The following is a 4,195-nucleotide window of genomic DNA, read 5'->3' on the forward strand; positions in this document are numbered from 1 at the left end:
GTCGATCTCGTTGTCACGAAACATGTGAACTCGGCATTCTACGGTGAGCCCGGTCTCCATGAATGGTTGCAGGAACACGACGTCAATCGGCTCGTTATCTGCGGAATCCAGACCAACATGTGCGTCGAAACCACCGCACGAATGGCCGGAAATCTGGGATATGACGTAACCATTCCACTTGACGCGACGAGAACCTTCTACCTGTCCACAATCGTTCCGGGCATGGGGAAGATCGCTCTCACCGCTGACGAGCTCATGAAAGCGACAGCACTGAACCTGCAGGCCGGAGGGTTCGCACGCATCGCCACCACCGAGGAGATCACAGCGACAATGAGATGATTCGAGCGAGGTGCGTGAGCCAGTCTCGATGGCACCGGCAGGCTGCGAGGGCCGGACATCAGCACATACCCGACGTCCCCCGGTTGCGCACTGCCGCGTCAGCGTTCAAGCAGTCCCAGCGAAAATGCCCGAAAGCCGCACGACCAGCGCGACAGATTTGCGGCCGAACCATCCACTGGCCGAGATCGGCGATGCCGTGCCGATAGGGAACGCCGTACGGGACGAATGCTGCGATCGCCCGGTTTGCCTTTCGGTCGGCGCTCCAGCAGATCAGTCGCCCCTTCTGGTCTGTGTTGCGCCCCAGGACGCCCGCATCGGCACGTTGTACCAGCGCGCGATGCGCCGCTGCTGGGGACACCGTGTGTCGTGCCGTAACAGTTTCGATGGTCAGTACAGGCTCGCTGGCCACCATGTCCAGAATGCGCAGAATTACAGCATCCCTGCGCGGAGTGGCAGGTGAGATTTCCTGCTGCTGGCGGTAGCGGCTGAGCTCCTCGCGGGCCGTCAGATCACGTGCCTCGATGTCGACAGACAAACGCACTGCGTTTGCAGCAGCCAGCTCAGCTGCGTGGGCGAAGCGAATGATCTAGTCATCCAGGCGCGAGGGCCGTGCCCGGAAGGCCGTCAATCCCTTGAGGTACGCATCCTTGTTGCTCGCAAACACCGTGCTGATCGGGATCAGCATGTTCCGCAGCGCATCCGTTCGGTGGAGGACCGTGTGGATGAGCGCACGTCCGGTGCGACCGTTTCCGTCGATGAACGGGTGGATCAAATAGGCACGGATCATCGACCAGGCGCTGGTGCACAGCGACGCCGACACTCTCAACGCCCTGGACGCGGCGCTGCTGACGAAGTATGGCCTGAAGTACCGGGCCTTCCGTGCGGTCCAGCGCCTGGGCCGGACGACCGACGAGTCGGTGGCGCTGGTGATCACGGCCGCGTAGCCAACTCGGGCCTGCCGACGGATACCGCAGCAGGCGCCCACGTGACAGCACCCAGATCCGCCGAGCCGGGACACACGCCCCCTGTTCAGCGCCCGAACCTTCTTCTGTATGCGCGGCATCCACTACCAGAACGGAATCATCCCCCGAATAAAACCCAGAGAACTGAGGTTCTGTGTGATCCACAGCCCCAGAAACCACTTTCCGAACAACGCCATTCCGGCGAAAGACCGTGGGCCCCTCTGTTCTTGTCGAGCGGCCAGGGCGTGTTTGGTCTCGGAGAGAGTACCGTCGCGGACGATCGCGAAGAGAACGTCACAGCGCCGGCGGGCCAGGGCGACACGGGCTCGGTTGTGACATTTCCCTCGGTTAAGCGTCCGGTCAGATCAGCGGACGCTCAACCAAGGCGGTGCTGCTTCTTCTCAGGCCGGCGGCGCGAAGAACTCTAGCGGCAGCCCGTCGGGATCTCGGAAGGACAGGCCTGACCCGTATCCGGCGTCCCTGATCGTGTCGTGGCTGACGCCGAGCTGGTCCAGGCGCTTCTCCCAGAGCTCCAGCTCGGACCGGTCCGCGACGCCGAATGCGACGTGATCTAAGCCCGCACGGCGCTCGCTGAACGGTGTCGTCACGTCCGAGTCGGGGAACTGGTGCAGACCGACGAGGGTGCCGCTCACCATCCAGACGACGTGGCGGAAGGGTCCAGTGTCCTCATCGAGCACTGGCTGGTCGTCGAACAACTCCGTGTACCAGGGGACGCTCACCTCGAGGTCTCGTACCGTGAGCGCCACGTGGGCGAGGGGTGGGAAAGTGGTCATCGATGGTTCCTCCTGGATTCTCATCAGCACGATCGTTCGTGCGCACGTCAACCCTACGATCGTTCGTCGCACAACAGTCGAGGGATTCGGCGGGCTCTCGATCGCGAGGCTGGCCGACGCCGTGGCGATGAGGACGAGCGTCCTGTTCGGCCGCTACATGCTGGGCGGTCTGGGGACGGGGCCGCGCGACGGGAACGCTGACCAACTCAGTTCGAGGCATCGAACGAGTAAACCGGGCAGTTTCGTTGAGGGAAAATGGGTGTATGCCGGAAGAATTCGAGTGGGTGCCCGACATTGGGCGGGGTGAGTGGCTTCGACCTCTGGAAGCCGAGCCGTTTGGCAGCATCCTGTCAATTGTTCCTCGCGGTTTCGAGGCGTACGCGCGCGTGTTTCATCCTGTCGAGCGCGATCGCCCGCGCGACACAAAGACGTGGCAGGGTGTCGATGCCGCGACGTACTTCGAGGGTATCCATGACATCGAGGCGTCGCTTGAGAGGGAGCGCAGCACGTGGGCACAGGCTGCGGCTTCGTTCCGCACGACCATGCACGCCGAAGCGCAGTACGCGCGGCTTGTGCGGCGCGACTATGGCAATGCAGGCGGCGCGATCGCGGCAGACGGCTGGCGCTACGGAGACACGTTTGAGGGTTGTTTTGATGCAGCGTCGTTGACGACGACATCCACGGTTCTTGCCCGTCACACCACGACTCCGGATGCGGGTATCGCCGCGATCTGGGAGGGGTGGGGCGGTCTCGTGAGCTCGGCAGGAATTGCCCACTTCGGGCCCGAATCGAGCGACGAAGGGTCTGCCGGCAACACCGAAGAGGATGCAGCGCACATCAGTGATCCGACGCTTCGGGAGCGACTTTTCACGGCAGCCCGGCAGGGGATCGCCGGGGCGCGTTCCGTCCTCGACGCTCTACCTGGCCGTGCCCACCCCGAGCCGGAACCAGGCTCAGGCGTGCTCACTCGTGAAGCCGCAGCCGGACCGCGTTTCGACCTCCACGGAGGCACTGGACGGCACTACGTTCTGTTCGAGGCCGGCGCTAACACCTTCGCGGATGCTGGTTGGCCCGGGCATGCGCCGTGGATAGACCGCGTGATGTGGGCACAATCGCCAAGCATCCTGTGGCCTGACGATCATTCCTGGGTGCTCGCCACCGAAATCGACTATGACTCGACGCTCGTTGCCGGGACGACGGCGCTCATCCGTGAGCTCGTGCGGACTTCCGGTCTCGAGGTCCTCCCGATTCGAACCGACGCCGACCTGACGTGGGACGGCGACGCGCTCAATCGCCCCGAGTAGCGTCGCATTCCGGAGTGCCGCGCCGAACGCCGCCCGCAAGCCGGTGCTCCACCGGGCGACGAGTGAGCCGGTCAGAGTACCTTGGGTGACATGACTAGCGGCATCGGACGCACGACCTTGATCACCGTCGGCGTGATAGCTCTGATCCTGGGTGGAATCTGGACTGGGCAGGGTATGAATCTGATCCCGGGCAGTTTCATGACGGGTAGCAGGATGTGGCTTTTCATCGGGCTCATCCTCGCCATCGTTGGCATGATCCTGATTGTGCTCGGTCTACGACGGCCGGGGAACAGCCACACGAACACGTGAGACATTCCGTCCCCTCAGTCACGCCCCGCTCGAGAGCCACGCGGTCCCCCATGGGCGTGGCGTGGATCGCGGACGGTCTGCACCGGGACACCCAGGTGAGCGGCGAGTTCACTCGTCGTCAGGACCACCTCGAGAACTGGAAGTGTGCGTGCTGTCTTAGTCATACCCGACAGGTGCGCAAACGATCCCCAACGGTGACCAGCGGGCTCGAGGCGCACCTCCTGCCAAGACAAAAAATCCGGCGTAGCCATGGGCTACGCCGGATTTACGCCAAGTCAGTCATTTGCCACGCCCTGTTGAGGGACCGAGAAACGAGTTTTGATCTGGACTTTTCTGTTGCGGGGGCAGGATTTGAACCTACGACCTCTGGGTTATGAGCCCAGCGAGCTACCGAACTGCTCCACCCCGCGCTACAAGTACAAATTTAGCACACACTGAAGCATCGCGTGACCGCTTGCCACTCTTACCCATAAATTTATGCTGAATG

The 4,195-nt window shown here is 62.8% G+C and carries 7 protein-coding genes and 1 tRNA gene; 4 read left to right on the forward strand and 4 right to left on the reverse strand.

The window, feature by feature from the left end:
• Nucleotides 1-339, forward strand: a 339-nt coding sequence (locus tag JF66_RS14260; protein WP_035879140.1) for an isochorismatase family protein, incomplete at its 5' end; no start/stop codon positions are given.
• A 58-nt stretch (nt 340-397) separates the two neighbouring features.
• On the opposite strand, the gene JF66_RS23075 is transcribed toward JF66_RS14260, so the two are convergent.
• Together JF66_RS23075 and JF66_RS24445 are read right to left on the reverse strand one after the other, a co-directional pair.
• Entirely contained in the window at nt 398-874 is a 477-nt protein-coding gene (locus tag JF66_RS23075) for a hypothetical protein (protein ID WP_156109809.1), read from the reverse strand.
• Between the two features lie 51 nt (nt 875-925).
• A complete protein-coding gene (locus JF66_RS24445; RefSeq protein ID WP_231556438.1) occupies nt 926-1,159 on the reverse strand; it encodes a Fic family protein in 234 nt (77 codons plus the stop codon).
• Between JF66_RS24445 and JF66_RS24450 the strand changes: the two genes are divergently transcribed.
• Nucleotides 1,140-1,283, forward strand: coding sequence for a hypothetical protein (locus tag JF66_RS24450; RefSeq protein WP_231556439.1), 144 nt, complete (start codon nt 1,140-1,142; stop codon nt 1,281-1,283). The two genes, JF66_RS24445 and JF66_RS24450, sit on opposite strands and share 20 nt — an antisense overlap.
• 419 nt (nt 1,284-1,702) lie before the next feature.
• On the opposite strand, the gene JF66_RS14270 is transcribed toward JF66_RS24450, so the two are convergent.
• Entirely contained in the window at nt 1,703-2,095 is a 393-nt protein-coding gene (locus JF66_RS14270) for a VOC family protein (protein ID WP_035879142.1), read from the reverse strand.
• Between the two features lie 263 nt (nt 2,096-2,358).
• Between JF66_RS14270 and JF66_RS14275 the strand changes: the two genes are divergently transcribed.
• Nucleotides 2,359-3,399, forward strand: a complete 1,041-nt coding sequence (locus JF66_RS14275; RefSeq protein WP_035879141.1) for a hypothetical protein — start codon at nt 2,359-2,361, stop codon at nt 3,397-3,399.
• A gap of 90 nt (nt 3,400-3,489) precedes the next feature.
• Nucleotides 3,490-3,708, forward strand: a complete 219-nt coding sequence (locus JF66_RS14280) for a hypothetical protein (protein ID WP_051973565.1) — start codon at nt 3,490-3,492, stop codon at nt 3,706-3,708.
• Between the two features lie 336 nt (nt 3,709-4,044).
• Here JF66_RS14280 and JF66_RS14285 read toward each other — a convergent pair.
• Nucleotides 4,045-4,118: transfer RNA gene (locus tag JF66_RS14285), tRNA-Met, on the reverse strand.
• Nucleotides 4,119-4,195 lie beyond the last annotated feature (77 nt).

This window comes from Cryobacterium sp. MLB-32 (assembly GCF_000738085.1).
Classification (GTDB): domain Bacteria; phylum Actinomycetota; class Actinomycetes; order Actinomycetales; family Microbacteriaceae; genus Cryobacterium.